We start from the raw sequence: 25,183 nt of genomic DNA on the forward strand, positions 1-25,183 counted from the left end.
GCGCGTCCGGGCGGTGCGTCAGAGCTGGGTGATCTCGCGCGCGCTCAGACCGTACTTCGCGGCGGTCGGGTTCCACAGGCCCGCCGCCTCCTTCTTGGCCGTCGTCGCCTCGCCGCTGGCGCGGTTGCCCGCCGCGTGCTTGTCCGTCGAACGGGCCTTGCCCTTCGGGCAGCCCTTCTTGCCCGCGACCTGCCCGGCCCAGGCGGCGTACGCGGAGTCGGCCTCGGCGGACGCCTTCCAGGCTCTGGTGAGCGCGGTGTTGAGGGCCTCGCTGTCGGGCAGTTCGCCGGTCTCCAGCTCGCCGAGGCTGGTGACCAGCCCGTTGCGCTGCTTCGCGGCGGCGCGCAGGTCCGCGGCCGCCTCCGGGAGCTTCTTGCAGGACTTGATGTTGGCCACCGCGTTGATCACGGACGTACGGCTGTTGTTGCTGCTCTCCAGCAGCTTGTCGAGCGCCTTGGCCTGCTTCTCCGCGGGGTCGGCCGGTGCGACCGACTTGTCGCCGCCGTCCGCGCCGGGCGCGGTCGGGGTCGCGTCGGACGAGGAGTCGGAGTCGCCGTCCCCGCCCATGCTCATCACGGCGCCGGCGGTGAGCCCGATGACGGCGACGACCGCGACGCCGATGAGCACCGGCGGCGAGAGCGGCCCCCGGTCCCGTTCCCGCCCGGCGCTGCGCCGTGCGGCACGCCCCTGCGGCGGCTGCCCGCCGTACGCGCCGTGCCCGCCCGGCCCGTTGGGGCCGCCCGGCCCGCCGGGCGGCGGGGTGCCGTGGCCGACGCGTGGCATGTTGCGGGTGGCGCCCGTACCGCCGGTGCCGCCCGCGGCGGGCGCTCCGGGCGCGGGGTCGCTGCGGAAGAGGCTGTCGAACTCGGCGAGCGGCTTGCGCTCCTCGGGCGGCCCGGGGTGGATGCCGTACGTGTCGGGGGCGGGCGCCTGCCGGGGCGCGGCGGCGGGCGGGTGGCCGGGGTCGGTGCCCGGCCCGGGGCCCGCACCGGACGCGGCGCGGTCGCCGGTCCCCGCCTCCGGCGGGAGGGGGCTGCGGAGCGGCGCGGCGGCGGCGTTCGGGTCCGGGGCGGCGACCGGCGGGATGAGCTGGGTGGAGACGGAGTCGGGGTTGCCACCGGGCGCCTGCGCACCGTACGCGGCGGGGTCGGGGACGGGGCCGCCGTGCGTGCCGTGACCGCCGTACGTGCCGTGGGTGTCCTGGCCGTGCGGGCCGGGGTAGCCGTAGCCGCCCGTGCCGCCGGGCTGCCCGTCCGCCCCCATCGAGGGCAGCAGCTGCGTCGCCTCGGCGTGGTCGCCGTGGCCGCCCGCGTCGGATGCCTGCGGCCCGTCGGGTATCCCGTACGACGGGCCGCCGGGTATGTACGGCGCCGGGAGCCCGTCGCCGCCCGTGCCCGGTACGCCGGGCTGCGGCCAGCCGTTCGCCGCGCCGCCGCCGGTGCCGTACGCGGGCGTGCCCGGGTCCTGCGGCGGGATCAGCTGCGTGGCCTCGGAGTCGGCGGCGCCCGGCGGTCGCACCGCGTACTCGGGTCCCTCGGAGCCCTCCGGCACGCGCAGGGCGTCCAGCCCGTCGAAGCTCTGCGTCTGCCCGGACCACGCGCCGGACCCCCCGCCCGGCTGCCCGCCGTCCTGCGGCCCGTACCCGGGCGCCGGGGCGTACCCGGGCGCGGGCGGGGCCTGCGGCGGGGGCGTGTGTCCGGCGTCGGGCGCGCCCGGCAGCCCGTACGGCGCCTGTCCGTCGGCCGGGGGCAGCGCGCCCGGCGGACCGGCCGTCCCGCTCGGGTCGCCGTCCGCGCCGGGCGCCGGGGCCGCCTCCGGGCCCCACGGCTGTCCCCAGGGCTGGCCTTGGGCGGGTTGGGGCGTGGCGGCGGCGGCCTGCCGCTGCTGCTCGATGGTCCACGGCTCGCCGTTCGCGGGCAGCACGACACCTTCGTACGGCGGCTCGGCGCCCTGTCCGTGTCCGTGTCCGCTGTGCGTTGTCACCGGGACTCCTCGATCGCGTGTCGCCTGACTGCCGATCCGGCCGTCCGACCGACCGGCGGAGGCCGGGCGACCGACTGCCCTCACGGCGGACTGCCGAAACCAACGGCTCACGCTACCGGTTCGCTCGGACTGCCCACCACGTCCCTGATCAGAGGCCCGTGGACGTTCACCGCATTACGGCACCAAGCGTGCGAACAGGTCGTATCACCCCTCCTCCCCCGTCCCGGAGCGCGGCGTCCGGGCGGTCTTCCCGGGCCCTCGAAGACCGCCCGGCCACCACCTACGCGACCGCCGGTTCCAGCCGGGCGGTGAAGTCGCGGACGACCGGCACCTTCGCGTACGGCTCCAACCTCTGCTGGAAGTCGTCCAGGTACTCGCCACCGCGGTCCGACCGCAGGTCGGTGATGATTTCCACCGCTTTCGTCCCGGTATGGCAGGCGTGTTCCACCTCACCCTGCTGCAACTGCCCCTCCGCGAGGAGGAAGAGGCCGATGGCCCGCCGCCGCGCGCGCCCCTCGGGGTGCCCGGCGAGCGCCTCCTCCGCCCGTTCGACCGTGCCCTTGGACTGCTGGAGGTCGCGGTGGCAGTGGGCGAGTTCGTCCGCGAGGTACGCGCGGTCGAAGTGCGCGATCCACACCGGGTCGTCGCCGGAGTCCCCCTGCCCCTCCGCGCGCTCCAGGGCGGAGAGCGCGTGATCGGCGGCCTCGCGGCAGGCGCGCCCGTCGCTCATCAGGGCGTGCCCGCGCGCCTCCGCGGCGTGGAACATCGCCTCCGCGCGCGGCGTGACCTGCCCGCGCGCGCCCTCCTGCGCCGCGCGCGCGAGCTGGGTGATCTCGCGCGGGTTGCCGAGGGTGGCGGCGAGGTGGCTCATGCTCGCGGCGAGCACGTATCCGCCGTACGCGCGGTCCCCGGCGGCGTGCGCGAGCCGCAGCGCCTGGATGTAGTAGCGCTGGGCGAGCGCAGGTTGCCCGGTGTCCACCGCCATGTACCCGGCCAGTTCGGTGAGTTGGGCGACGGCGGAGAACAGGTCGCGGCCGACGGACTCGCGGTACGAGCCCGCGAGCAGTCCGGACACCACGCTGTTCAGGTAGTGCACGACGACCGGCCGTACGTGCCCGCTGCCGTGCCGGTGGTCCAGCTCGGAGAGCGCGCGGCTCATGGAGCGCACGGCGGCGACGTCGGCGGCGCCCACGCGCGGCCCGTTCGTACGGGCGACCTGTTCGTCCTGGCCCGTGATCAGCCAGTCCCGGCTCGGTTCCACGAGGGCGGCGGCGGCCACGTTGGAGCCGGTGAGGAAGTCCCGGCGCCCTATGTCGCTGCGCCACAGCTCGCAGACCTGCTCGACGGCGCCCGCGACCGTGGGCGCGAACTGGAGGCCGACACCGGAGGCGAGGTTCTTGCCGTCGGCCATGCCGATCTCGTCGAGCGTGACGGTGCGGTCGAGCTTGCGTCCCAGCGCCTCGGCGATGACGGCGGGCGCCCGGCCACGCGGCTGCTGTCCACGCAGCCAGCGGGCCACCGAGGTCTTGTCGTAGCGGAAGTCCAGGCCGTGTTCGGCGCCGCACAGGTTGACCCTGCGGGCGAGCCCGGCGTTGGAGCACCCGGCTTCCTGGATGAGTGTCTGCAGCCTCTCGTTCGGCTGCCTTGCGACCAGCGGCCTCGCGGCCATGCGATTCCCCTCCTGATGAAGGCACTTGAATGATCACTGCCCTGGCCGATCACTGCCCACCGCAAATGCCAAGAATTCCGGCAGTACGCGGCAATACACCGGAGGGGGACTACCCGTTCCCGCTCCGTCCTCCTTGCACGCGCCCCCGCGCATGCACCCGTGCGCCCCAAATGCGGGCGCGTCGTCGCTGATCGGAGCGCCGCCACGCCGTAACCCCGGCCCGGAGCAGGAGTTGTGACGGTCGTGGAGAACGCCATGGGAGTCACCTCGTCCGCCGTCACCTCGCCCGGAAACGCCTCGTCAGAGGCCGTACGGGACCGTACGGAACCCGCCGTTTCCGACTCGGAGCACGGGGGCGTACCGCTTCCGCGCCCCCCGCGGTCCGCGCACACCCCGCGCCCCCGCCAGCGCCCCGACGCGCCCCTGGAGCACGCGGTGAGCTACGCCGGGGAACTCGGCTGGGACGTCTTCCCCGGCACCTGGCTGGAGGTGCCCGCCGGGGTGCCGGTGTGCAGCTGCGGCGACGCGCGCTGCGCCGCGCCCGGCGCGCACCCGGCCGGGCCCGGCTGGGCGGGCGAGGCGACGCACAGCCCGGGGGCAGTGCGGCGGCTGTGGTCGAAGGAGCGGCGGGCGGCCGTACTGCTGCCCACGGGGCGCGCGTTCGACGTGCTCGACGTGCCCGAGACGGCGGGCTGCCTGGCGCTGGCCCGGCTGGAGCGGCTCGTGCCGCAGCCCGGTCCGGTGATCAGCAGCCCCGACGGGCGCATGTACTTCCTGGCGCTGCCCGGCACCGCCGCGAAGGTGTCCGACCTGCTGCGGGGGTGGGGCTGGTCGCCCGGCGGGCTGGACCTGTCCGTACGCGGCGAGGGCGCGTGGGTGGCGGCCCCGCCGACCCGGCTGGGCGCGCGCGGCGCGGTGCGCTGGGCCTCCGGGCCCGGTTCGGCGGGCCGCGCGCTGCCGGACGCGGAGACGCTGGTGCCGGCGCTGGCGTACGCGTGCGGGCGCGCGGCCACGGAGCAGGCGACGGCGCGTACGGAGCGGGAGCCGACGCGGGGGCGTACGGCGGGCGCGCGGCACCGGTCGGGCAGGTGAGGCGTACGCGCCGGGTGCGGCGGACGGGGGCCTGAGCGGGCCGGGCGCGCGGCCGTACGGGCCGGGCAACGGGCCGTGGCGGCGCGGGAGTCGCGGCCCGCACCGCCACGGCCCGTACGGGTGCGGCCGCCGTCAGCCCCGGCTGACCGCCGCCAGGATCTCCGGCAGCCGCGCCGCCGTCCGCGGCGCCATCACGCGCAGCGTCACGGCGCACACGCCCGCGCCGTACAGCACGCCCGCGGGCAGCACCACCCACAGCGCGCCGTGCGCGTCCGACACGTGCAGCCAGACCGTCAGCGCCAGCAGCGGCGCGCAGGCGAGGGCGCCGCCCAGCATGCCGCCGAATATGCTCAGGTACGCCAGCGAGCCCTGGCCGGGCGCGACGTTCTTGGTGCCCTCCTCCGGGATCGAGTACGCGAAGTACGTCGACGAGCAGACGCCCGTGGCCAGCAGCACCCCGAGCAGCCCGAGCGCCAGCCCCAGCACCTCCGGCAGCCGGTCCCACGCCCCGAGCAGCAGCGCGGAGAGCACCGACACCGCGCACACGTACGGCACGGCGACCAGCGCGATGGCGAGCATCCGCGCGCGCAGCTCCACGTACGCGTCGCGGGTGGAGGCGATCGTCGAGGCGACCATCCAGAAGCCGGAGTGGTCCTGCCCGAACTGGTTGTACATCTGGATGCCGAGCATGCCCGCCGCCCAACAGGCGTTGTACGGGCTGCCGTTGCCCTGGATCGCGAAGACGACCGGCAGCAGCACCCCGACGCCCAGCGACGACGCCCAGCCGACCTTCGTCTTCGGGTCGCGCCAGGCGTAGCGCAGGGTGCGGACGATCACCGCGCCCGTACGGCCCTCCGGCAGCAGCGCGAGGGGCCCGCGGACCGCCGTGCCGCGCGTGGCGCCGGTCGGCTCCTCGGCGGCCTGGAGCGTCGACACGTCCGGCGACACCATCAGCCGGTGCAGCGTCCGCTGCCACCACCACAGGGTCACCGCCAGCGCGGCGCAGGAGAGCGCGAACTGCGCGAGCGCCAGGGCGTACTCGCCGTCGCTCACGGCCCGTACGGCGCCCACCGCGGCGGCGGGCGGCACCCAGCGGAGGACCTCGGCGGCGGGCTCCAGCACGGACAGGCCGTCGGGCTCGGACAGCTTCTGGAGGCCCAGGTTGACGACCTGGGCGCCGACCGCGATCAACAGGCCGCTGAGGACGGCGAGATCGCGGCCGCGGCGGCTGGTGAGCAGCCGTACGTTCGCCGTCGCGACCGCGCGCGCGAACGCCACGCACGTCAGCAGCGTCAGCGGCAGCGCGAGCAGCGCCACGACCGCCGCCGCCGGGCCGTGCGCGACGGCGACGACCGCGCCGAGCAGCAGCGTGCACGTGAACGCCGGGCCGATGCCCACCAGCGAGGCCCCGAGCATCGCGCCGACGAGCCGCTGCGGGCGCAGCGGCAGCATCGCCAGCCGCGTCGGGTCGAGCGTCTCGTCGCCGTCCGCGAAGAACAGCGGCATCACGGCCCAGCCCAGCGCCAGCAGCGCGGTGAGCGGGACGACGACGGCCTCCGCGTACTCGTTGCCGCGCAGCAGCACCAGCCCGAGCAGTTGGAAGGCGGCGACGAGCGCGGCCAGCACGATGGAGGTGACGAACGCGGCGGTACGGCCGGTGGACTGGCGCAGCCCGTTCCGCAGCAGCGAGAGCTTGATCCGTACGAAGACGGACAGGAGCGTCGCGGCGGAGACGGTGGCGGTGGGGGCACGGCCCGGTACGGGCGCGGGTCCGGTCGCCGGTCCGGGCACGGCGCTCACCGGGCGTCCCCGCCCAGCCAGTCGAGGCTGTCCCCGGCCGTGGCGGACGTACCGGCGCGGGCGCCGACCAGTTCCAGGAACGCCTCCTGGAGCGAGCCCGCGTCGCCCCGCACCTCCGCCAGCGTGCCGTGCGCGCGGATGCGGCCGGTGGCCAGCACCGCGACCCAGTCGCAGAGCGACTCGACCAGCTCCATCACGTGGCTGGAGAAGACGACGGTCGCGCCCGAGCCCGTGTAGCGCTCCAGCACGCCCCGGATGGTCTGCGCGGACACCGGGTCGACGCCCTCGAACGGCTCGTCCAGGAACAACACTTCGGGGTTGTGCAGCAGCGCGGCGGCCAGCCCGATCTTCTTGCGCATGCCGGTGGAGTAGTCGATGACGAGCTTGCTCTGCGCGCCCGCCAGGTCGAGCACGTGCAGCAGCTGCGACGTACGGCGCTCCACCTCGGCGTCGGGGAGGCCGCGCAGGGCGCCCATGTAGGTGAGGAGTTCGCGGCCGGAGAGCCGTTCGAAGAGGCGCAGGCCCTCGGGCAGCACGCCTATCCGGGACTTGACCGCGACCGGGTCCTGCCACACGTCGTGCCCGGCGATGCGCACGGTGCCGGAGTCCGGCCGCAGCAGGCCCGTCACCATGGAGAGGGTGGTGGTCTTGCCCGCGCCGTTCGGGCCGACGAGGCCGACGAACTGGCCCGCCGGGATCTCCAGGTCGATCCCGGCGACGGCGACCTGCTGCCCGAACTCCTTGCGCAGGCCCCGGATGCTGACGGCGGGCACCGCGTCCGTACGCGCCGCCGCGTCCGTACGCTCCGCCGGGGCGCCGTCGCCCGTACCGCCGAACTCCGGGCCTCCGGGGTCCGTACCGCCGGGTCCCGTGCCGTCCCGCCCCGTACCGTCCTGGTCGCCTGCCATGCCGCCGCGCCTTCCGCCGTCCCCGTGGGCCGTGGGGGACGTGCCGCGCCCCCCGCCGGCGTCCACCATAGCCACGGGCCCGGGGACGGCCACGGGTGCGGGGCGGCGGCGTACGCGCGGGGCGGCCCGCCCGTACGGCCCGCGCGGGGGCCCGCGTACGCCCGCGCCCGTACGCCGCGACCCGGGCCGGGTCAGCCGACCGGCGGCAGCGTCGCCTGGAGGAAGGGCTCGACGACGCGCCGCCAGCCCTCCGGCTGGTCGTAGTGGATCAGGTGACCGGCGTCGGGGACCTCCGCGTAGATGCCACGGGGCAGCACGCGCACCATCTCCTGCGCCTCCGCCCGCCCCAGCTCGCCGTCGATGCCGCGCACGACGAGCGTCGGGCACTGCACCTGCGCCAGCTCGTCCCAGTGCGCGTCGTGCACCCAGGTCTCGCGGGCCCGCAGCATGTGCTCCGTGGAGAACACCGGCCGCCAGCCGTCCGCCGCCTCGGTCATGACCTCCGCGAAGAACTTCCCGCGCGACGGCCGGGGCCGCTCCAGCCGCGGATCGTCCTCGCCGAACCACTTGCGCACGTCCGCGAGCGTCGCGAACGGCACCGGCCACGACTCGTACCAGGCGGCCCACTCGCGCTGCGACTGCTCACCGAGCGCGGACGCCCGCATGTCGCAGATCACCAGGGACTGCACCAGGTCGGGGCGCTTGGCGGCGAGCTGCCAGGCCGTCAGGGCGCCCATGGAGTGGCCGACGAGGGCGAGCGGGGCGAGGTCGAGCTGCTCGATGGCGGCCTCGGCGTCGGCGACGTACGACTCCCGGTCGTACCCGGCGTCCTCCGGCTTGTCGCTGCGGCCGTGGCCGCGCTGGTCGAGACCGATGGCGTGGTAGCGGGAGGAGAGCCAGCGCGCGGTGTCGGCCCAGTGCGCGGCGCGGCCCATCAGGCCGTGCAGGAGGAGTACGCCGTGGGGTTTGCGCGGGCCGCCCGACGCCGGGTCGGCGGGCCCGTGCTCCGCGCGGTGCTCCCCGTCCGGCTCGTGCCCGCCCTTGGGCGGGTCCGCGAACTCCCACGCGGCGAGACGGATTCCCTCCCGCCCCGTCACGTCGATACGTCGCACCATGCGTCCTGGCACCCCCACTCCGTCTGACCGCTGCGCAGATTATCGAACTTCTATTCGAACAAACCGTGCTTCCCGCCAACACCCCTCGTTCGAGTGACCGCGCCCCGGGGTTGGCCACGGGCCCCGGGGGGAGACAGTCTCCGGAGAGGGGGACCGACCTCGGGTGCTCGGGGCTCCGGGTCGGCGCGGGGGGGGGCACGAGGGGGCGGGGCTCCGGCCGCCGAAAGCACCGGAACCCCGCCTTCCGGCCCATCCCGCACCGACTGCCGTACAGCTCACGGACCGCGCCATCACCGGCTCCCCTCCGCCCGCCTCTCCGTGCGTAGCGACAGGGTGACACGACGCGGTCATCACCGCTCGCATTCCGGCAACTTGGTTGGACGTAAAGGGAGTTGGCCGGTCACGCACGGCGGACGACGCGCGGCCCCGGAGCTCCCCGGCCCTCACCCGCCCCCGTGCGTACGCGGCCCCCGCACCCGCCCCGTCGGCGTCCGGCCGCGGCGTCAGCGCTTGGCCACGAAGACGTGCGCCGCGACCCCCGGCTCCAGCTCCGCCGCCTCACCGCTGCTGCCCACGTGCACGCTCCCCGCGGTGCCCGTCGTCACGCTGACCACCGCGCCCGGCTGCACACCGGCCCGCCGCAGCGTGTACATCAGCTGGGCGTCCGCCTGGATCGGCTCCCCGATGCGGCGCACCACCACGTTCTTCCCGTCCGCGCCCGGCCGCAGCTCCGAGAGGCTGACCATGCCGTCGTCCAGGAACGGGTCGGCCTCCGCCTTCTCCCCCAGCTCCTCCAGCCCGGGGATCGGATTGCCGTACGGCGACTCGCTCGGGTGCCGCAGCAGCTCCAGCACGCGGCGCTCGACGGCCTCGCTCATCACGTGCTCCCAGCGGCACGCCTCCGCGTGCACCTGCTCCCACTCCAGGCCGATCACGTCGACCAGCAGGCACTCCGCGAGCCGGTGCTTGCGCATCACGCGCGTCGCCAGCCGACGGCCCTCGTCGGTCAGCTCCAGGTGCCGGTCGCCCGCCACCGTGACCAGGCCGTCCCGCTCCATCCGCGCCACCGTCTGGCTCACCGTGGGGCCGCTCTGGTCGAGCCGCTCCGCGATGCGGGCACGCATGGGCACGACGCCCTCCTCCTCCAGCTCGAGGATGGTGCGGAGATACATCTCCGTGGTGTCGATCAGTCCGGACATGCGCGCCCCTCGTCAGTTCGTGCGGTGGCCCTGCCCCAATTCTGACGCATCGCACCGACAACCGTGCGGGTCCGGTCGGTTTGCCGTATTGACAGCGCACTGGTCCAGACCTCAACGTGAGCGCGGCAGCGGCCGCGGCCCCCCGGCACAAGGCCATCACCCCGACCCGAAAGGCCGCGTGTCATGGGCCAGAACGAGCTTGCGGCGGACTTCTTCGATGCGGCGATCGGCCTGTTGCGGCAGGTCAGAGACGCGGAGGCGGACAGCGTACGGGCCGCGGGCGAGCTGGTCGCGGACACCGTCGAGGAGGGTGGCCGCCTCTTCGCGTTCGGCGCCGGGCACTCGGCGCTCCCCGCGCAGGACGTCGTCTACCGCGCGGGCGGCTTCGCCGTCATGAACCTGCTGTCGGTCCCCGGCATGGTGGGCGTGGACGTGCGGCCCGCCACCCTCGGCAGCGCGCTCGAACGCGTCGAGGGGCTGGCCACCACCGTCCTGGACGCCGGACCGGCGCGCTCCGGCGACCTGCTGGTGCTGATCTCGCTGTCCGGCCGGAACGCGTTCCCGGTGGAGCTGGCGCGGCACGCCCGTTCGCTCGGGATGAAGGTGGTCGGCGTGACCTCGGTGGCGTACGCGCGGGAGACCACGCCGCGGAACCCGTCGGGCACGTTCCTCAAGGACCACTGCGACGTGGTCCTCGACAGCCACATCCCGGTCGGTGACGCGGAGTTGACCGCGCCGGGCATCCCGGCGCCGTTCGCGCCCGCCTCGACCGTCGTCACCAGCGCGCTGATGCAGGCGGTGATGGCCACCGCGGCGGGCGCGCTCGCCGCGCGGGGTGTCACGCCGCCGCTGCTGCGCTCCGGGAACGTGGACGGGGGCCTCGCCTGGAACGACAAGGTGATGGCGGAGAACGCGGACCGGATCTTCCACCACCACTGAGCGGCACGCGGGACACGGCACGCGGGGCACGGACGGACCCGCGCGCCGCCCGGTGCGCGGAACCCGGGCGGCGCGCGGTCGTACGGGCGGCGGCCGTACGTGCGTCGGAACTGCCGTACGCCGTACGGCAGTCACGCCCTACGGGTCGCCGACCCGCCCGTCAGGCCCCGCAGTTGCCCTGCGTCGCCTCTCCGGCGAAGCGGGCGCCGAGCCAGTCCAGCGCCGGCCCGTTGCCCTCGATCGCCGCCTGTACGTGGGCGGCGCCGGGGAACGACTGCCACTGCACCGCCACGCCCTGGTCGCACCAGGCGCCGCGCAGCCCCGTGCCCAGCTCGTACGGGATCGTGGTGTCGGCCTCGCCGTGGTAGAGGAAGACGGGTGCCGACGGCTTCTTCGTGCCGATGTCGTTGGCGCCGATCTTCTCCTTCCAGTCGGGCTGTTCGAGGGGGTTGCTGACGGTGTAGTCCTCGATCTTCTTGCCCTTGGCGGCCTCCTGGATCTCCCCGAGGCAGCCCTCCCGCACCGTCTCGACGAGCGCGCGGCCGTCGTCGTTCAGGTACTTGTCGAGGTCCAGCTCCGGGTAGGCGGTGTCGTGGCCGATGGCGGCCATCGCGATGTACCCGGCCTCGTCACCGCCGTTGACGTGCTCGGCGACCTTCATCAGGTCGGCCGGGACGCCGCCGCTCGCCGTGCCCTTGACCTTCAGCTCCGGGGCGTACGACGGCTGGAGCTCCGCCGCCCAGGCGCTGGCCTGGCCGCCCTGCGAGTAGCCCATGATGCCGACGGGCGACTCGGTGCTGACGCCCAACTGCTGTGCCTCGGGCATGCGTTGGGCCGCGCGGGCCGCGTCGAGGAGGGCGGTGCCCTCGGCCTGCGCGACGGTGTACGTGTGGTCGCCGGGGGTGCCGAGGCCCTCGTAGTCGGTGACGGCGACGGCGAAGCCCCGCACGAGCGCCGCGTTGATCAGCGGCGCCTCGGTCGTGCTGCCGTCGTGGAACCCGGCGGAGGGCGCGCACTTGTCGCCCATGCCGACCGAGCCGGCCGCGTACGCGACGAGCGGGCGGGGGCCGGTCTTGCCGTCCTTGGGCACGACGACGGTGCCCGAGACGGTGTTCTCCCCGCCGGTGGCGGTGGTCGAGGTGTACTGGATCTTCCAGGCGGTGGCGTCGGCCGGGTAGCCGGGCCAGTACTGGAAGTCGGTGGGCTCCGAGCTGACGACGTCCCCGGGCGCCGCCGTGTCCGGCGCTTCGGGTGCGGCGGTCGGCTGCTGCGCGTGCGCGCCGCCCGTACCCCCGAGCACACCCAGGACGGACAGCGCGAGCGCGGCGGTGACCGCCCCCGCTCTGTGCCGTCGGGGCGCCGGTGATGAGGTCTTCATACGGGTCTCCCAACTCTCCTGCGACAGGGGTGGTGGGCAGCACCGTACTGACTCGTCAGTAGCGCCGCCATGGTGCGTGCGGTCAATTCCCCCGTACGCGTACGTCCGTACGGGCACGGGGCGCGTACGGGCGTCGGCGCGCGTACGGGCCCCGGCTCACCGTTCCGGCTCCGGCCCGCGTACGGCGTCCGCGGCGCGGGCCGCCAACCGGCGTGTGGCGCGGGCCAGTTCGGGCGGTGACTCCACCGCGTACGGGACGCCGACCGCCGCGACGGCGCCCGCGAGCCAGTCCCAGTCGTCCGGGCCGGTGACGTAGCGGCAGCGGTCCGGGCCCGCGGGGCGGAGCGTCCCGGCGCGGGCCGCGAGCGCGCGGGCGACCCGCGCGGCCGGGGCCTCGAACAGCACCGACCCCACCGGGGCGGCGCCCTCGCCGCCCGCCTCCGAGCCCGTCGCCGGGTACGCCGCCGCGAAGACGGGCCCCGCGCCGGGCGGCGGGGGTGGGCGCGGCACGAAGGTGCTGCCGGGGACGGCGACGCGGCGCACCCGGTCGAGGCGGAAGGCGCGCCAGGCGGCGCGGTCGAGGTCCCAGGCGAGCAGGTACCAGCGGTCGGCGCACAGCACCTGCCGGTACGGCTCGACGCGGCGTTCGCGTTCCCGCCCGTCGCGGCCGGTGTGCAGGAAGCGCGCGTGGCAGCGGACGTGCGCGGCCGAGGCGAGCAGCCCGAACGCAGCGAGCCCGCCCGCGCCGTCGCCGCCCGCCGGGCCGAACCCCCGCGCGGCGGGCGCGGATTGGGTCGCGGGCCCCGCCGACTCCCGTGCGGCGGGCGCCGGTTCGGTCGCGGCGCGCACCGCGCCCAGCCGGGGCCGCAGCCGGTCCGGCAGGCTCCGTTCGATGCGGCGCAGCGCCGTCGCCGCGGGCCCCTCCCCCGCACCCGCGGCGTCGCCCGCCGCCGTCTCGTGCGCCGCGACGTGCCGCAGCCCGACGACCGCGGCGACGGCCTCCTCGTACGACAGCGCCAGCGGCGGCACCTCCCGGCCGGGCAGCAGGCGGTAGCCGCCGCCGGTGCCGCGCGCGGCCGCGACCTCGTAGCCGAGGCCGCGCAGCCGGTCGATGTCGCGGCGGAGCGTGCGCGGCGGCACGCCGAGCGCGGCGGCCAGCGCGGGCCCGCTCCAGACGCGCCGGGACTGGAGGAGCGACAGCAGGTCCAACACGCGCGTGCTCGGACTTCCCATCCGCGCAGCGTGGCATTGCGGCCGGGATCCGGCCACAAGGTTCCGTACGGTCCGGGGGAGAGCACCGCGCACGAAGCCACGGACGGAAGGACCAGCGACATGACCATCGCCGTCACCACCCCCACCGGCCACGTCGGCTCCCGCGTCGTACGGCTGCTGCTCCAGGCGGGCGTACGGCCGCGGCTCCTCGTCCGCGACCCCGCCCGGCTCGACGCGGCGACCCGCGAACGCGCCGACGTACGGCGCGGGGACCTGACCGACGCGGCGTTCGTACGGGAGGCGGTCGCGGGCGCCCGCAGCGTCCTGTGGGTGGACCCGACGCCGCACACCTGCGCCGAACCCGTCGAGACCTCGCGGCGTACGGGCACGGCCGTCGCGGACGCCGCCCGCGCGGGGGACGTGGGGCGGGTGGTGCTGCTCAGCAGCGTCGGCGCGGAGAAGCGGCACGGCGCGGGGCACCTCGACGGGCTGGCGCGGATCGAGGAGCAGCTCGACGCGAGCGGCGCCGACGTGCTCCACCTCCGCTGCGGCTACTTCTTCAGCAACCTCGCCCTCGACCTCGCCGGACTCGCGGACGGCGTGCTCACCACCTCCGCCGACCCGCACCGGCCGCTGCCGTGGGTCGCGCCGGGCGACATCGGCGAGGTGGCCGCCGCCCGGCTCCTCGCGGACGGCTGGCGGGGGCGCGTGGTGCAGGCCGTGCACGGGCCGGAGGACCTGAGCTTCACGGACGTGGCGACGGTCCTCACCGGCGCGCTCGGGCGGCCCGTACGGCTGAACGCGGTCGGGGACGACGACGTACGCGCGACGCTGCGGGCGGCGGGGCTGCCGCCGGGCGCGGTGGAGGGGATCGTCGGCATGACGGCGGGCACCCGCGACCTGGTGCCGGAGCAGCCGCGCGACGTCGTCACCACGACGCCCACCACGCTGGCGGGCTGGGCGTACGCGCACCTGCGCCCGCTCCTGGCCTGACCACGCGCGCCCCCGGGCCCCGGGGACGCCCGCCCGTCAGGCGCGCGGCAGGACGTGCGCCAGGTCGACGGCGGCGGCGACGCGTACGGCGACGTCCTCCGCGTACGTCGCGTCCACCCGGTCGAAGCCCCGGCGGCTCGCGCCCCGCAGGAACGTGGCGACGCCGAGCGTACGGCCGCGGCTGCGCAGCACCACGCACAGCCCGTGCACGGTGCCCTCCGGCCACTTCCGCGCGGCCGCCCAGTCCGCGAGGGCGTCCCCGATCCCCTGCTCGCCGGAGCGGCCCTGCTGGAGGGCGGAGGCGGCGACGCCGCCGATGCTGGTACGGACGGAGCCGCCGCGTTCCAGCGCCTGGACGGCGGGGTGGCTGCCGCCGTAGCCCACGGGTATGCCGTGCCACACGTCCGGCTCGACGGGCGGGCAGGGCCCGGGGACGGTGGTGGGCGTCGCGGCGGCCCGTACGAGCCGGGCGGAGGCGGCGGACGCGCCGGGGCCCGTGACCGGGGCGCCGGATGTCGCGCCGCCGGGGGTGCCGGAGGTCGCGGCGTCCGCGCCCGGGTGCGGGTACGGGTCCGCGACGAGGTCGAGCAGCGCGTGGTCCGCGAAGCCCGCGAGGGCGAAGTCCAGATGGACGGTCGCGGCCTCCATCGGGTCCTCGCACTCGGCGGCGGCCCGCGCGGCCCGGTGCAGCTGGTTGTCGCGGAAGCGGAGGCGGGCGACGTCCTGCTCGTTCCGCTTCGGCTGCGTCACGTCCTGGAACAACCAGGCCACCCCCAGCGGCACCGGCTCCTCCGCGAGCGGCGAGGCCAGCCGCAGGAAGCCGCTGCGCCAGCAGCGCCGCGCGGCGCCCTCCGCGTCGTCCCGCGCGCTCTCGGCGCCGACCGCGCTCCCGCCGCCGCCACCGGCGTCCCGGTCGGCGCGGAGCGTCACCCACAGCTCGGTGGGCGCGGGCGGGGTGCCCTGCGAGAGGACGTGGTGGAGCGCGTTCTCCAGCTCCTCCAGGCCCTGGTCGAGCAGTTCGCCGAGCGGCCGTCCGAGCATCGCGGCGCGGGGCGCCCGCAGGGAACGGGCCGCGTGCGCGTTGACGACGACCGGCCGCAGGTCCGCGTCCACGAGGACCACGCCCCAGGTGGCGTCCTCGAACAGCGCCTCGCTGAGCGCGATCGAACGCTCCAGGTCGATCTGGGTGTGCACCTCGCTGAACGCGCAGTACACGCCGGAGGCGCTGCCGTCCGTCCCGTTCACCCCCGACGACTGGGTGCGGACGAGCACGCGGCGGCCGTCCTTCGTCAGCAGCGCGAACTCGTGCACCTGGCGGCCCGGCGCCTCCATCGCGCCGAACAGCCGCCCCTCCACGTCCGGGGCGTCGGCCTTGAGCACCGCCCAGCCCGCGAGTCCGCGGCGGCCGACGGCCTCCTCCTGGGTCCAGCCGAGGATGCGTTCCGCCTCGCGGTTCCAGTGGGTGACGACACCGTCGGCGTCGAAGGCGCAGAGGGCCGCGTCCATGCCGTCGAGCAGTGCGGCGAGCAGCAGTTCGTCGTCCGCGCCGCCGCCCCCGGGCCGGTCACCGGCCGCGCCGTCTCCCGGCACCGCACGTCCTCCGCCGCCTGAGGCGGAGTGTTCGGAGTGGGTCTCGGACTGAGCGGTCACCTGGCACCCCCTGCTGGACGACGCCTGCTACGAACGCGCGGCACGCACGGATCATTCAACTCGAACGTGACTCAGGGCACACCCGGTTCCCGCAAATCGTTGCCGCCCCGAAATTCCCTTGCGGGCCCCCGCGCCCCTTGCCTAGCGTGCGGGGTACACGAGAAGGGAGGTGGTTCGGCCAGATGTACGACAACCGGACGCGTGAGGTGACTGCGGCCTAGGGGCCGTCGTCACAGCGTGACGCCGGCTCCGCCGGCCAATCCCATTGCAGTCACCCGGCCCGTGGGCCCGTCGGACTCGTCCGACCGGCGCCCTTCCGCCGCCCCGAGGTTCCGCCTCGGCGCCCGGAGGGGAGCAGCCCACGGGCCGCCTGCTGTCCGCGACCCGTTTCCCGGGTCCGTTCCCGTACGGGTCCCGCCCGGGGCCTGACAGCGGCACCTGACCACGGCGCCTCACACCGCCTAGCCGCGCCCGTACGCGTTCCCGCCCGCCCCGTGCCGCCCCAGCGTGCGGACGAGCACGCCGAGCAGGGCCGCCTGCACCAGCGCGGAGAGGACGACCGAGACGAGCAGCAGCGCGCCGGACGTCTCGCCGCCGGGTACGAGGCTCTCGGCCGCGAGGGGCAGCATGACCGTGGGGAACGTGAGCAGCACCATCCACACCCCGGCCAGCGACGCGTCGGGGTGGCTGACGAAGGCGGCGTCGACCAGCGCGAACACGAACGCCGCCGCGACCAGCCCGAGGTAGGCGAGCGGGACCGGGTGGCCGAGTACGTGGCGGGCGCGGCCGTACAGGTGGTGCGCGGCGCCGCCCAGTCGCGTGCGGATGTCCATGGTGGTTCCTCCCGGCTGCTCCGGACCGGTTGCCGCGCGCCCGCCGGATCGCGGGCGCGTCCGCCGGAGCGGTACGTGCTTCCAGCGTGCGCCGGGCCCGTACGCGGCGCCTGAGTACGGATACTCATTCGAGTACGCGCGCACCCGTGCGAGCGACGTCCCGCCGGGTGGGACGGGGTCAGGGGCAGAGCCGTTCGACGTCCCAGCCCGCGTCCGTACGGACGTAGCGCAGCCGGTCGTGCAGCCGGTTCTCGCGGCCCTGCCAGAACTCGACGGAGTCGGCGGCCACCCGGTAGCCGCCCCAGTGCGGCGGCGCGGGCACGTCCTCGCCCTCCGGGTAGCGGGCGGCCAGCTCCGCGTACATCCGGTCCAGCTCCTCCCGGGCGGCCACGCGCGAGGACTGCTCGCTGGCCCAGGCGCCCAGCTGGGAGCCGTGCGGGCGGGTACGGAAGTACGCGGCGGTCTCGTCGCGGCCGATGTGCTCGGCGCGGCCGGACACGATGACCTGGCGGGCCACCCCGTGCCACGGGAAGAGGAGCGACACCAGCGGGTTCCCCGCGATCTCGCGGCCCTTGCGCGAGCCGTGGTTGGTGAAGAAGACGAAGCCGCGCTCGTCATACCGCTTGAGCAGCACCGTACGGGAGCTGGGGCGGCCGTCGGGCGCGGCGGTCGAGAGGATCATCGCGTTCGGCTCGTGCAGGCCGCTCCCGGCGGCCTCCTCGAACCAGCGGGTGAACTGCGCGTACGGTTCGGGCGCCAGCGCGTCCTCGTCGAGCCCCCGCGCGCGGTACCGCGCGCGCATCGCGGCGGGGTCGAGGGTCGGTTCGTCCGCGAGGGCGCGGGCGCGGGCTCGGGCGGCACGGGCTGGGGCGTCGTCGGCTTGTGGCACGCGCATATCTTGTCGTACCGACCGCGGAGAAGTGCGGGTCCTCCCGCTCTTCGCCGGGCGTACACCTGCCGGAGCGGCATCGCGCCGTGTGCCGCCTCTCACCGATCGGCGCCCGCCCCGTACCCGTGGAAACCGCTTCAGGCCCGCTGTGGCCTCCGTACACCGCGCGTTATCGTGGCCGTCCGGCCGCGCGGGCGGACCGGACGGGCGGGACGGACCGCGCGACCCCGACCGCGCGCGGGGGTACGGCGGCCCGGGTGGCCCGTACCCGTACGAGGGCGGAGGCCGCGTCCCCGAGGCCGTACCGCGCCCGGGGCCCCGGAGGCGCGCACGGGCGCGGCGACCACGCCCACCGGCGCGGTCACGACCGCGCGCACGACCACGACCACGAAGCACGCTCACGACCACGAGGAGCCGCCTGATGTCCGATTTCGTACCCGGCCTGGAGGGCGTCGTCGCGTTCGAGACGGAGATCGCGGAGCCCGACAAGGAGGGCGGCGCGCTCCGCTACCGCGGCGTGGACATCGAGGACCTCGTCGGGCACGTCTCCTTCGGGAACGTGTGGGGCCTGCTGGTCGACGGCGCCTTCAACCCCGGCCTGCCGCCCGCCGAGCCGTTCCCCATCCCGGTGCACTCCGGCGACATCCGCGTCGACGTGCAGTCGGCGCTGGCGATGCTCGCGCCCGTGTGGGGGCTGCGCCCGCTGCTGGACATCGACGAGGCGCAGGCGCGCGAGGACCTGGCGCGGGCGGCCGTCATGGCGCTGTCGTACGTGGCGCAGTCCGCGCGCGGGCAGGGCCAGCCGATGGTGCCGCAGCGGGAGATCGACAAGGCCGACACCGTCGTGGAGCGCTTCATGCGCCGGTGGCGCGGCGAGCCGGACCCGAAGCACGTCGCGGCGGTGGACGCGTACTGGACGTCGGCCGCCGAACACGGTCTGAACGCCTCGACGTTCACCGCCCGCGTCATCGCCTCCACCGGCGCGGACGTCGCCGCGTCGCTGTCCGGGGCGGTCGGCGCGATGTCCGGGCCGCTGCACGGCGGGGCGCCCTCGCGGGTGCTCGGCATGATCGAGGAGATCGAGCGCACGGGCGACGCGGTCGGCTACGTGAAGCGCCAACTCGACCGCGGTGAGCGGCTGATGGGCTTCGGGCACCGCGTGTACCGCGCGGAGGACCCGCGGGCGCGGGTGCTGCGGCGTACGGCGAAGGAGCTGGACGCGCCCCGGTTCGAGGTGGCGGAGGCGCTGGAACGGGCGGCGCTGGCGGAGCTGCACGAGCGGCGCCCGGACCGGGTACTGGCCACGAACGTGGAGTTCTGGGCGGCGATCATGCTGGACTTCGCGGAGGTCCCGGCGCACATGTTCACGTCGATGTTCACCTGCGCCCGTACGGCGGGCTGGTCGGCGCACGTGCTGGAGCAGAAGCGGACGGGTCGGCTGGTCCGGCCCTCCGCGCGGTACGTGGGGCCGGGGCCGCGCGACCCGCGGGACGTCGAGGGGTACCACGACACGGCGGGCTGAGCGGCCGTTCCCGTACGGGCGGCCCGACCCGCGACGGGCGGCCCCCGTACGGGAGTTCAGCCCGCCGGGGTCCCGGGCGCGCGGGCATCCGACGCCGCCGCGCCCGGCTCCGCCGCGTCGGCAGTGCCCGTACCGGCGGGCGTGGCCGCCGTCTCCGGGTCGGTGCCGAGCGAGTCGATCAGCGCGTCGCGGTCCGCGTTCCCGTCCGGCAGCACCAGCGCGATGCCGACGTACAGCACCAGCGACGTCACCAGCGGCAGCCCCACGACGGTCGCCTGCGCCTGGCCGTCCAGCACCCACTTGACGACCGTCCACACCCCCATGCCACCGGCCCAGGAGACGAGGGCGGCGAGCGGTCCGGCCGTACGGAACCAGGGCAGCATGCCGAGCATCAGCGGGATGGAGATGGGCCCCATGGTCGCGGCGACCATGGACACCACGACGTCGAGGACGAAGCCCTCACCGCCCGTCGCGATGGCGATCGTCATGCTGAACGCGACGAAGACGACGGTCGTGACCCGCGCGAACGTCAACTGGGCGGACTCCGCGAGGGACTTGACCCGCGGCACCAGTACGGGCGCGATGTCGCGGGTGATGACGGCGGTGATGACGTTGGTGTCGGAGGCCACCATGGACATGGTGTTGGAGAAGAACCCGGCCAGCAGCAGCCCGATGAGCCCGGCGGGCAGCAGCTCCTGGGCCATCTCGATGTAGGACCGCTCGGAGTTCTCCAGGCCGGGGACGATCAGCGGCGCCGCGAACATCGGCAGGAAGAGGATGAACGGCCACACCAGCCACAGCCCGCTGGACAGCAGCGCCGAGCGCCGGGCCTGGGAGCCGGAGGGCGCGGACATGTAGCGCTGGGCGAGGTTCCACATGCCGCCGTTGTACTCGAACGTCTTGACCAGCAGGAACGCCATGATCAGCGTCGTGGAGACGGGCCCGGCGACCGGGTCGGAGTGGCTCTCCGGCAGGTCGTCCCACATCGTCCAGAGCGAGGAGAAGCCGCCGAGTTCGCTCATCGTGGCGAACAGCATGGTGAACCCGGCGGTCAGTTGGATGAGGAACTGCCCGAAGTCCGTGAGCACGTCGGCCCACAGGCCGCCGACGGCCATGTACGCCATGGTGGCGACGCCCGTGATGCCGATGCCCCACGCCATCGGGATGTCCGCGAAGCCCTGCAACAGCACGGAGATCGCGACCCACTTGGAGGCGATGTCCACGACCTTGAGCGCCGCGCCGCTGTACGCGAGGACCTGTTGCGTGGGCAGGTCGTAGCGGCGGGCGAGGTACTCCAGCGGGGACTTGACGCCGTGCTTGGAGCGGAGCCGGTTCCAGCGCGGGGCGAACAGGAAGGCGCCGACGCCGACGCCGAGTCCGATGGTCAGCGCCCACCAGACGTACACGGTCAGCCCGTGGTCGTACGCGACGGCCGCGAAGGCGACGAAGAGGACGGCGCTGTAGCCGGACACGTGGTGCGAGATGCCGGAGAGCCACCAGGGGATGCGGCCGTCGCCGGTGAAGAAGTCGGCGATGTTCCGCACCCGGCGCTTCGACCACCAGCCGATCGCGACCATCACGAAGAAGTAGGCACCGATCACGACCCAGTCGATGACGGACATCAGCAACTCTCCCTGTTGTTCACTGACATGAACAAACACCAGATGCCTGAACAGCCTTGGTCACAGTAGGAGGGGCCCATGGGGGCGTCAAGACTCCTGACACGGACGGCATTCACGCGTCTGAACGGGGTACGGATCAGGGGCGCACGCCGCCGAACTCGCTTCGGCGGTACGGGGGTTGTGGCGTACGCGGGCCGGGAGGGGCGCGGCTCAGCGGCCGAGCACGTCGTCCAGGACGCGCGCCCACTGCGCGACGACGCGGCTCCTGCGCGCGCTGTCGTCGCTGAGCAGGTTGGCCAGACCGAGCCCGCGCGCCATGTCCAACAGGCCCTGCACGGTCTCCCGTACGCCCGGCTCCCGCTCGTCCGCGCCCAGCAGCCCGACCGCCATCCGGTGCGTCTCCCGGCCGATGCGGGACTCCAACGCGCCCACGCGCGGGCCGAGTTGCGGCTCGTACGAGGCGGCCACCCACAGTTGCAGGGCGGCGCGGAACAGCGGCCCCGTGTAGAGCGCCACGATCTGCTCGACGGCCGCGTGCGTGCTGCCCGGCGCGGGCAGGTCGCGGAGCGCCGCCGAACGCTCCTCGGCCACGTACTCCACCGCCGCCGTGAACAGGTCCTCGCGCGTGGGGAAATGGTGCTGCGCCGCGCCGCGCGAGACGCCCGCGTGCTCCGCGACGACCGTGACCGTACTGCCCGACCAGCCGCGTTCCGCGAGGCAGGTCACGGCGGACTCCAGCAGCCGCTGCCGGGTGGCGCGGCTGCGGTCCTGCTTCGGGGGCGCGCCGCGCGCGGTCAGCTCACCCATCGCGGTTCCCGTCGTTCGAGGAAGGCGGTCATGCCCTCGCGTGCCTCCTCGGAGGCGAAGAGGCGCGCGGAGCGCTCCGCGAGGCTATCGGTCCCCTCGTCGAACGCCCGCAGCACCTCCGCCGTGGCCAGCCGTTTCGACTCGGCGAGGCCCTGCGGCGAGCCGCGCCGCAACCCGTCCAGCACGGGTGCCAGCGCCGCGTCCGGGTCGTCGGCCGCGAGGGTCACCAGGCCGATACGGGCGGCCTCGGCGGCGTCGAAGCGTTCACCGGTGAGGAAGTACCGCCCCGCCGCGCGCGGTTCGAGGCGCGGCAGCAGCGGCATCGAGATGACGGCGGGCGCCAGCCCGATCCGCGCCTCCGTGAACGCGAACGTCGCGCCCGGCCCCGCCACCGCGATGTCGCACGCGCCCAGCAGGCCCGTGCCGCCCGCCCGTACGTGCCCGTCCGCCCGGCCGACCACCGGCTTCGGGAAGGCGACGAGCGCGCGGAGCAGCCGCGCCAGGTCCAGCGCCGCGCCCGCCCCGTCCCGTGGCGCGGCCGCCGCCTCGCTCAGGTCGGCGCCCGCGCAGAACGTGCCGCCGGTGTGCGTGAGCAGCACCGCGCGCGTGGCGTCGTCCCGTTCGGCCGCCGCGAGCGCCGCGTACAGCTCCGCGACGAGGCGCACGGACAGCGCGTTGCGGTTGTGCGGCGAGTCCAACGTGACGGTGGTGACGCCGCGTTCGTACGCCGTACGCACCAGCGGCGTGGTCGCCGCCGCCTCGTCGTGGTCCTCGGGTGTGCCCTGCTGCGTCGTCACGAACGCCGCTCCCTCTCCCGTTCCCTGTCCCGCAGCTGCCGCCGCAGGATCTTGCCGCTGGTGGCGCGCGGCACGACGCCGACGAACTCCACGCGCCGCACCTTCTTGTACGCCGCCACGCGCTCCGCCACGTACTCCAGCACCTCCGCGGCCGACAGCCCGGAGCCACGGCGCGCGACGACGAACGCCTTGGGGATCTCGTTCCCCTCGCCGTCCGGGACGCCGATGACCGCCGCGTCCACGACACCCGGGTGCGTGAGCAGCGCGGCCTCCAGGTCGGCGGGGGCCACCTGGTGGCCCTTGTACTTGATGAGTTCCTTGACCCGGTCGACCACGTGCAGCCAGCCGTCCGCGTCCACCCGCCCGACGTCGCCGGTGTGCAGCCAGCCGTCGGCGTCGATCAGCGCGTCGGTCTCGCCCGCGCGGCCCAGGTAGCCCTTCATCACCTGCGGGCCGCGGATGAGGATCTCGCCCTCCTCGTCCACCGCCAGGTCCCGCCCGCCGTCCGTACCGTCCCCACCGCCCGTACCGTTCCCGTCGCCGCCGCCGTCCAGGGCCACGATCCGCATCTCCGTGCCGGGCAGCAGCTTCCCCACGGTGCCCGGCGGCACCTCGCGCGCGTCGCGCGGCACCACGTGCGTGCCCGGCGACAGCTCCGTCATGCCGTACGCCTGCCGCACCGACGGCAGCCCCAGCCGCCGCGCGCACAGCGCGCTCAGCCCGGCGTCGAGCGGGGCGGCGGCGCTCACCAGGTGCTCGACGGACGACAGGTCGTACGCGTCGACCACCGGGTGCTTCGCGAGCGCCAGCACGATCGGGGGTGCGACGTACACGGCGTTGACGCGGTGCGTCTCGATCGCGGCGAGGAACTGCTCCAGCTCGAAGCGCGGCAGCACGATCACCGTCGCGCCCGCCCGCAGCGGGGCGTTCATCAGCGCGGTGAGCCCGTAGATGTGGAAGAACGGCAGCACCGCCAGCACCCGGTCGCCCGGCCCGCTCGGGGCGACGGGGTGCAGCTGGGCGAGGTTCGTGGCGATGTTGCGGTGGGTGAGCATCACGCCTTTGGGCGACGCCGTGGTGCCCGAGGAGTACGGCAGCACGGCCACGTCCGTCGCCGGGTCCACCACCGGGTGCGGCACGGGCGCCGTCGAGCGCCGCAGATCCCGTACGGAACGGTGGCCGTCCGCCTCGTCGCAGACGAACACCTCCCGTACGCCGCCGGTCCGTTCGGCGGCCGTACGCACCGTGTCCAGCAGCCCCGCCACGGTCACCACCCAGCGCGCGTCCGCGTCGCGCAGCTGGCGCGCGACGTCGTCGGCCGTGGCCAGCGGGTGGACGGGGGTGACGACCGCCCCGGCCATGGTCGCGGCGTAGAACACCGCTGGCCAGACGAGGCTGTTGGGGCTGTGCAGCGCGAGCACGTCCCCCGGGCGCACCCCCGCGTCCGCGAACCCCGCCGCGAGCCCGCGCGTGAACGCGGCGAGCTCCGCGTAGCTGAGCGAGCTGCCGTCCACGGCGTCGATCAGGGCCGTACGGTCCCCGTACTCGGCCGTGGAACGGGCCAACACCGCCTCGTGGATGGGCAGATCGACGGGCGGGACGTCCGCGTACTCGCTCTGGAACACCATGGCGGTCCCTCCGGTTGCGGGCCGCCGGACACCCCGGTCGGCCGGTTCGGGTGGTACGGGCCGTGCTCGTGCGCGGTGGGGGTGCGGGGGGGGTGGTGCGGTGCGGATGGGCGGGTGCGGTGCGGTGCGGTCGGTGGCCGGGCTGGGCGGGCGGTGCGGGTGGAACGGGCGGTCACGACTTCCGACAGTGGCAGCAGGCGCGGAACCAATCAAGCGTGCATGCATCATTCGTCACCCGGCGGCCCTCCACACGAGGCCGGACTTGAGCTGCCCAGAGTTTCGTAGAGTCCGATCACCGAGGCTGAGTCCGTTGGAGCCCCACAGCTGGCAGGGGAGCACAGGAGGTGTGCCGAGCGGTCCGGACACTCCACACTTCGTCGAGGTGGGGCCCGTCCGCGTAGCCTCTTGCGATGGTGACTGCTTTCGCATTCGACATCGGCGAGACGCTTGTCCGCGATGACCGCTACTGGGGTCGATGGGCCGACTGGCTGGACATCCCCCGTCACACTCTTTCCGCTCTGGTCGGTGCCGTTGTCGCCCAGGGCCGCGACAACGCAGACGCCCTTCGCATGTTGCGGCCGGACATCGATACCGCCGCCGAATACGACGCGCGCGAGGCGGCCGGCAAAGGCGAGGAGTTGGAGGAGGGGGACCTGTACCCGGACGTCCGTCCGACTCTCGGCGGTCTGCGAGCGGCAGGCTTCCGCGTCGTGATCGCGGGCAACCAGACCTCGAAGATGGGCGAGCTGCTAAGGGCGTTGGACCTGCCCGCCGACCGGATCGTCACGTCAGGCGAGTGGGGCGTCGCCAAGCCCGACCCCGAGTTCTTCGCCCGGGTGGCCGAGGCCGCCGGGGCCGCGCCTCACCAGATCGTGTACGTCGGCGACCACCCCGCCAACGACGTCGAACCAGCGCGAACGGCTGGACTGCGTACCGCGCACCTGCGGCGCGGCCCTTGGGGGAATCTGTGGGCTGACGCCCCGGAAGCGGAGGCAGCGGACTGGCGCATCGATTCGCTGCACGACCTGCTCGCCGTCGACTTCGGATAGCGGGCAAACAGCGGTCGCCCCCGCTTCCCTGCACGGAGAAGCGGGGGCGAAGCCGTACCGGCGGGTACCGTCCGAGCGGCGGCACGGAACGGAGTACA

The 25,183-nt window shown here is 75.0% G+C and carries 20 protein-coding genes; 5 read left to right on the forward strand and 15 right to left on the reverse strand.

The window, feature by feature from the left end; genetic code table 11:
* Positions 1 to 18 precede the first annotated feature (18 nt).
* Both D7M15_RS11490 and D7M15_RS11495 read right to left on the reverse strand, forming a co-directional pair.
* Positions 19 to 1,983 carry a hypothetical protein gene (locus D7M15_RS11490; RefSeq protein WP_240649252.1) on the reverse strand — a complete coding sequence of 655 codons (1,965 nt, stop codon included), beginning with the start codon at positions 1,981 to 1,983 and terminating at the stop codon, positions 19 to 21.
* A 280-nt stretch (positions 1,984 to 2,263) separates the two neighbouring features.
* Positions 2,264 to 3,652, reverse strand: coding sequence for a transcriptional regulator (locus D7M15_RS11495; RefSeq protein ID WP_121517425.1), 1,389 nt, complete (start codon positions 3,650 to 3,652; stop codon positions 2,264 to 2,266).
* Positions 3,653 to 3,907: 255 nt separating this feature from the next.
* Here D7M15_RS11495 and D7M15_RS11500 point away from each other — a divergent pair, with 255 nt between their 5' ends.
* Positions 3,908 to 4,744 carry a bifunctional DNA primase/polymerase gene (locus D7M15_RS11500; protein WP_121520617.1) on the forward strand — a complete coding sequence of 279 codons (837 nt, stop codon included), beginning with the start codon at positions 3,908 to 3,910 and terminating at the stop codon, positions 4,742 to 4,744.
* Positions 4,745 to 4,876: 132 nt separating this feature from the next.
* Here D7M15_RS11500 and D7M15_RS11505 read toward each other — a convergent pair whose 3' ends face one another.
* From D7M15_RS11505 to D7M15_RS11520, 4 genes are all read right to left on the reverse strand, one after another.
* Positions 4,877 to 6,460 carry a transporter gene (locus tag D7M15_RS11505; protein ID WP_206337477.1) on the reverse strand — a complete coding sequence of 528 codons (1,584 nt, stop codon included), beginning with the start codon at positions 6,458 to 6,460 and terminating at the stop codon, positions 4,877 to 4,879.
* An 80-nt stretch (positions 6,461 to 6,540) separates the two neighbouring features.
* Positions 6,541 to 7,452: an ABC transporter ATP-binding protein gene (locus D7M15_RS11510; protein ID WP_121517426.1), complete on the reverse strand. Its 912-nt coding sequence runs from the start codon at positions 7,450 to 7,452 to the stop codon at positions 6,541 to 6,543.
* Between the two features lie 191 nt (positions 7,453 to 7,643).
* Positions 7,644 to 8,567 carry an alpha/beta hydrolase gene (locus tag D7M15_RS11515; protein ID WP_121517427.1) on the reverse strand — a complete coding sequence of 308 codons (924 nt, stop codon included), beginning with the start codon at positions 8,565 to 8,567 and terminating at the stop codon, positions 7,644 to 7,646.
* Between the two features lie 503 nt (positions 8,568 to 9,070).
* The gene (locus D7M15_RS11520) at positions 9,071 to 9,766 is read right to left on the reverse strand and encodes a metal-dependent transcriptional regulator (protein ID WP_121517428.1); all 696 of its coding nucleotides are present in this window, start codon (positions 9,764 to 9,766) and stop codon (positions 9,071 to 9,073) included.
* 183 nt (positions 9,767 to 9,949) lie between these two features.
* On the opposite strand from D7M15_RS11520, the gene D7M15_RS11525 reads away from it, so the two are divergent.
* The gene (locus D7M15_RS11525; RefSeq protein WP_121517429.1) at positions 9,950 to 10,705 is read left to right on the forward strand and encodes an SIS domain-containing protein; all 756 of its coding nucleotides are present in this window, start codon (positions 9,950 to 9,952) and stop codon (positions 10,703 to 10,705) included.
* 160 nt (positions 10,706 to 10,865) lie between these two features.
* Here the strand turns inward: D7M15_RS11525 and D7M15_RS11530 are convergent, their stop codons facing one another.
* Both D7M15_RS11530 and D7M15_RS11535 read right to left on the reverse strand, forming a co-directional pair.
* The gene (locus D7M15_RS11530) at positions 10,866 to 12,083 is read right to left on the reverse strand and encodes a lipase family protein (protein WP_121517430.1); all 1,218 of its coding nucleotides are present in this window, start codon (positions 12,081 to 12,083) and stop codon (positions 10,866 to 10,868) included.
* Between the two features lie 156 nt (positions 12,084 to 12,239).
* Entirely contained in the window at positions 12,240 to 13,316 is a 1,077-nt protein-coding gene (locus D7M15_RS11535; RefSeq protein ID WP_121517431.1) for a WYL domain-containing protein, read from the reverse strand.
* A 99-nt stretch (positions 13,317 to 13,415) separates the two neighbouring features.
* Here D7M15_RS11535 and D7M15_RS11540 point away from each other — a divergent pair, with 99 nt between their 5' ends.
* Positions 13,416 to 14,288, forward strand: a complete 873-nt coding sequence (locus D7M15_RS11540) for an NAD(P)H-binding protein (RefSeq protein WP_121517432.1) — start codon at positions 13,416 to 13,418, stop codon at positions 14,286 to 14,288.
* Positions 14,289 to 14,324: 36 nt separating this feature from the next.
* Here the strand turns inward: D7M15_RS11540 and D7M15_RS11545 are convergent, their stop codons facing one another.
* The 3 genes from D7M15_RS11545 to pdxH form a co-directional block, all read right to left on the reverse strand.
* Entirely contained in the window at positions 14,325 to 15,878 is a 1,554-nt protein-coding gene (locus D7M15_RS11545) for a PAS domain-containing protein (protein ID WP_240649254.1), read from the reverse strand.
* 521 nt (positions 15,879 to 16,399) lie between these two features.
* On the reverse strand, positions 16,400 to 16,771 hold the full coding sequence (locus D7M15_RS11550) for a hypothetical protein (RefSeq protein WP_121517434.1): 372 nt from the start codon (positions 16,769 to 16,771) through the stop codon (positions 16,400 to 16,402).
* A 178-nt stretch (positions 16,772 to 16,949) separates the two neighbouring features.
* Entirely contained in the window at positions 16,950 to 17,573 is a 624-nt protein-coding gene (gene pdxH, locus D7M15_RS11555; RefSeq protein ID WP_121520621.1) for a pyridoxamine 5'-phosphate oxidase, read from the reverse strand.
* 508 nt (positions 17,574 to 18,081) lie between these two features.
* On the opposite strand from pdxH, the gene D7M15_RS11560 reads away from it, so the two are divergent.
* Positions 18,082 to 19,182, forward strand: a complete 1,101-nt coding sequence (locus tag D7M15_RS11560; protein ID WP_206337352.1) for a citrate synthase 2 — start codon at positions 18,082 to 18,084, stop codon at positions 19,180 to 19,182.
* A gap of 56 nt (positions 19,183 to 19,238) precedes the next feature.
* Here the strand turns inward: D7M15_RS11560 and D7M15_RS11565 are convergent, their stop codons facing one another.
* From D7M15_RS11565 to D7M15_RS11580, 4 genes are all read right to left on the reverse strand, one after another.
* Positions 19,239 to 20,804: a sodium:solute symporter family protein gene (locus D7M15_RS11565; protein ID WP_121517435.1), complete on the reverse strand. Its 1,566-nt coding sequence runs from the start codon at positions 20,802 to 20,804 to the stop codon at positions 19,239 to 19,241.
* A gap of 210 nt (positions 20,805 to 21,014) precedes the next feature.
* A complete protein-coding gene (locus D7M15_RS11570; protein ID WP_121517436.1) occupies positions 21,015 to 21,611 on the reverse strand; it encodes a TetR/AcrR family transcriptional regulator in 597 nt (198 codons plus the stop codon).
* Positions 21,599 to 22,351 (reverse strand): enoyl-CoA hydratase family protein, encoded by a 753-nt coding sequence (locus tag D7M15_RS11575; RefSeq protein ID WP_206337478.1) that lies wholly within the window; start codon positions 22,349 to 22,351, stop codon positions 21,599 to 21,601. Before D7M15_RS11575 ends, D7M15_RS11570 begins: the two co-directional genes overlap by 13 nt.
* A 53-nt stretch (positions 22,352 to 22,404) precedes the next feature.
* Positions 22,405 to 24,036, reverse strand: a complete 1,632-nt coding sequence (locus tag D7M15_RS11580) for an AMP-binding protein (RefSeq protein ID WP_206337353.1) — start codon at positions 24,034 to 24,036, stop codon at positions 22,405 to 22,407.
* Positions 24,037 to 24,446: 410 nt separating this feature from the next.
* On the opposite strand from D7M15_RS11580, the gene D7M15_RS11585 reads away from it, so the two are divergent.
* Positions 24,447 to 25,085: an HAD family hydrolase gene (locus D7M15_RS11585; protein WP_121517438.1), complete on the forward strand. Its 639-nt coding sequence runs from the start codon at positions 24,447 to 24,449 to the stop codon at positions 25,083 to 25,085.
* Positions 25,086 to 25,183 lie beyond the last annotated feature (98 nt).

It is taken from the genome of Streptomyces sp. Z26 (assembly GCF_003665095.1).
Taxonomy (GTDB): domain Bacteria; phylum Actinomycetota; class Actinomycetes; order Streptomycetales; family Streptomycetaceae; genus Streptomyces; species Streptomyces phytohabitans.

Excerpts from the sequence above, each read along its gene's own strand:
- D7M15_RS11515 (WP_121517427.1), bottom strand. The coding sequence starts at position 8,567 with ATGGTGCGACGTATCGACGTGACGGGGCGGGAGGGAATCCGTCTCGCC.
- D7M15_RS11535 (WP_121517431.1), bottom strand. The coding sequence starts at position 13,316 with ATGGGAAGTCCGAGCACGCGCGTGTTGGACCTGCTGTCGCTCCTCCAG.
- D7M15_RS11580 (WP_206337353.1), bottom strand. The coding sequence starts at position 24,036 with ATGGTGTTCCAGAGCGAGTACGCGGACGTCCCGCCCGTCGATCTGCCC.
- D7M15_RS11525 (WP_121517429.1), top strand. The coding sequence starts at position 9,950 with ATGGGCCAGAACGAGCTTGCGGCGGACTTCTTCGATGCGGCGATCGGC.
- D7M15_RS11500 (WP_121520617.1), top strand. The coding sequence starts at position 3,908 with ATGGGAGTCACCTCGTCCGCCGTCACCTCGCCCGGAAACGCCTCGTCA.
- D7M15_RS11540 (WP_121517432.1), top strand. The coding sequence starts at position 13,416 with ATGACCATCGCCGTCACCACCCCCACCGGCCACGTCGGCTCCCGCGTC.
- D7M15_RS11560 (WP_206337352.1), top strand. The coding sequence starts at position 18,082 with ATGTCCGATTTCGTACCCGGCCTGGAGGGCGTCGTCGCGTTCGAGACG.
- pdxH (WP_121520621.1), bottom strand. The coding sequence starts at position 17,573 with ATGCGCGCGCGGTACCGCGCGCGGGGGCTCGACGAGGACGCGCTGGCG.
- D7M15_RS11550 (WP_121517434.1), bottom strand. The coding sequence starts at position 16,771 with ATGGACATCCGCACGCGACTGGGCGGCGCCGCGCACCACCTGTACGGC.
- D7M15_RS11510 (WP_121517426.1), bottom strand. The coding sequence starts at position 7,452 with ATGGCAGGCGACCAGGACGGTACGGGGCGGGACGGCACGGGACCCGGC.
- D7M15_RS11585 (WP_121517438.1), top strand. The coding sequence starts at position 24,447 with ATGGTGACTGCTTTCGCATTCGACATCGGCGAGACGCTTGTCCGCGAT.
- D7M15_RS11565 (WP_121517435.1), bottom strand. The coding sequence starts at position 20,804 with ATGTCCGTCATCGACTGGGTCGTGATCGGTGCCTACTTCTTCGTGATG.
- D7M15_RS11530 (WP_121517430.1), bottom strand. The coding sequence starts at position 12,083 with ATGAAGACCTCATCACCGGCGCCCCGACGGCACAGAGCGGGGGCGGTC.
- D7M15_RS11570 (WP_121517436.1), bottom strand. The coding sequence starts at position 21,611 with ATGGGTGAGCTGACCGCGCGCGGCGCGCCCCCGAAGCAGGACCGCAGC.
- D7M15_RS11495 (WP_121517425.1), bottom strand. The coding sequence starts at position 3,652 with ATGGCCGCGAGGCCGCTGGTCGCAAGGCAGCCGAACGAGAGGCTGCAG.
- D7M15_RS11520 (WP_121517428.1), bottom strand. The coding sequence starts at position 9,766 with ATGTCCGGACTGATCGACACCACGGAGATGTATCTCCGCACCATCCTC.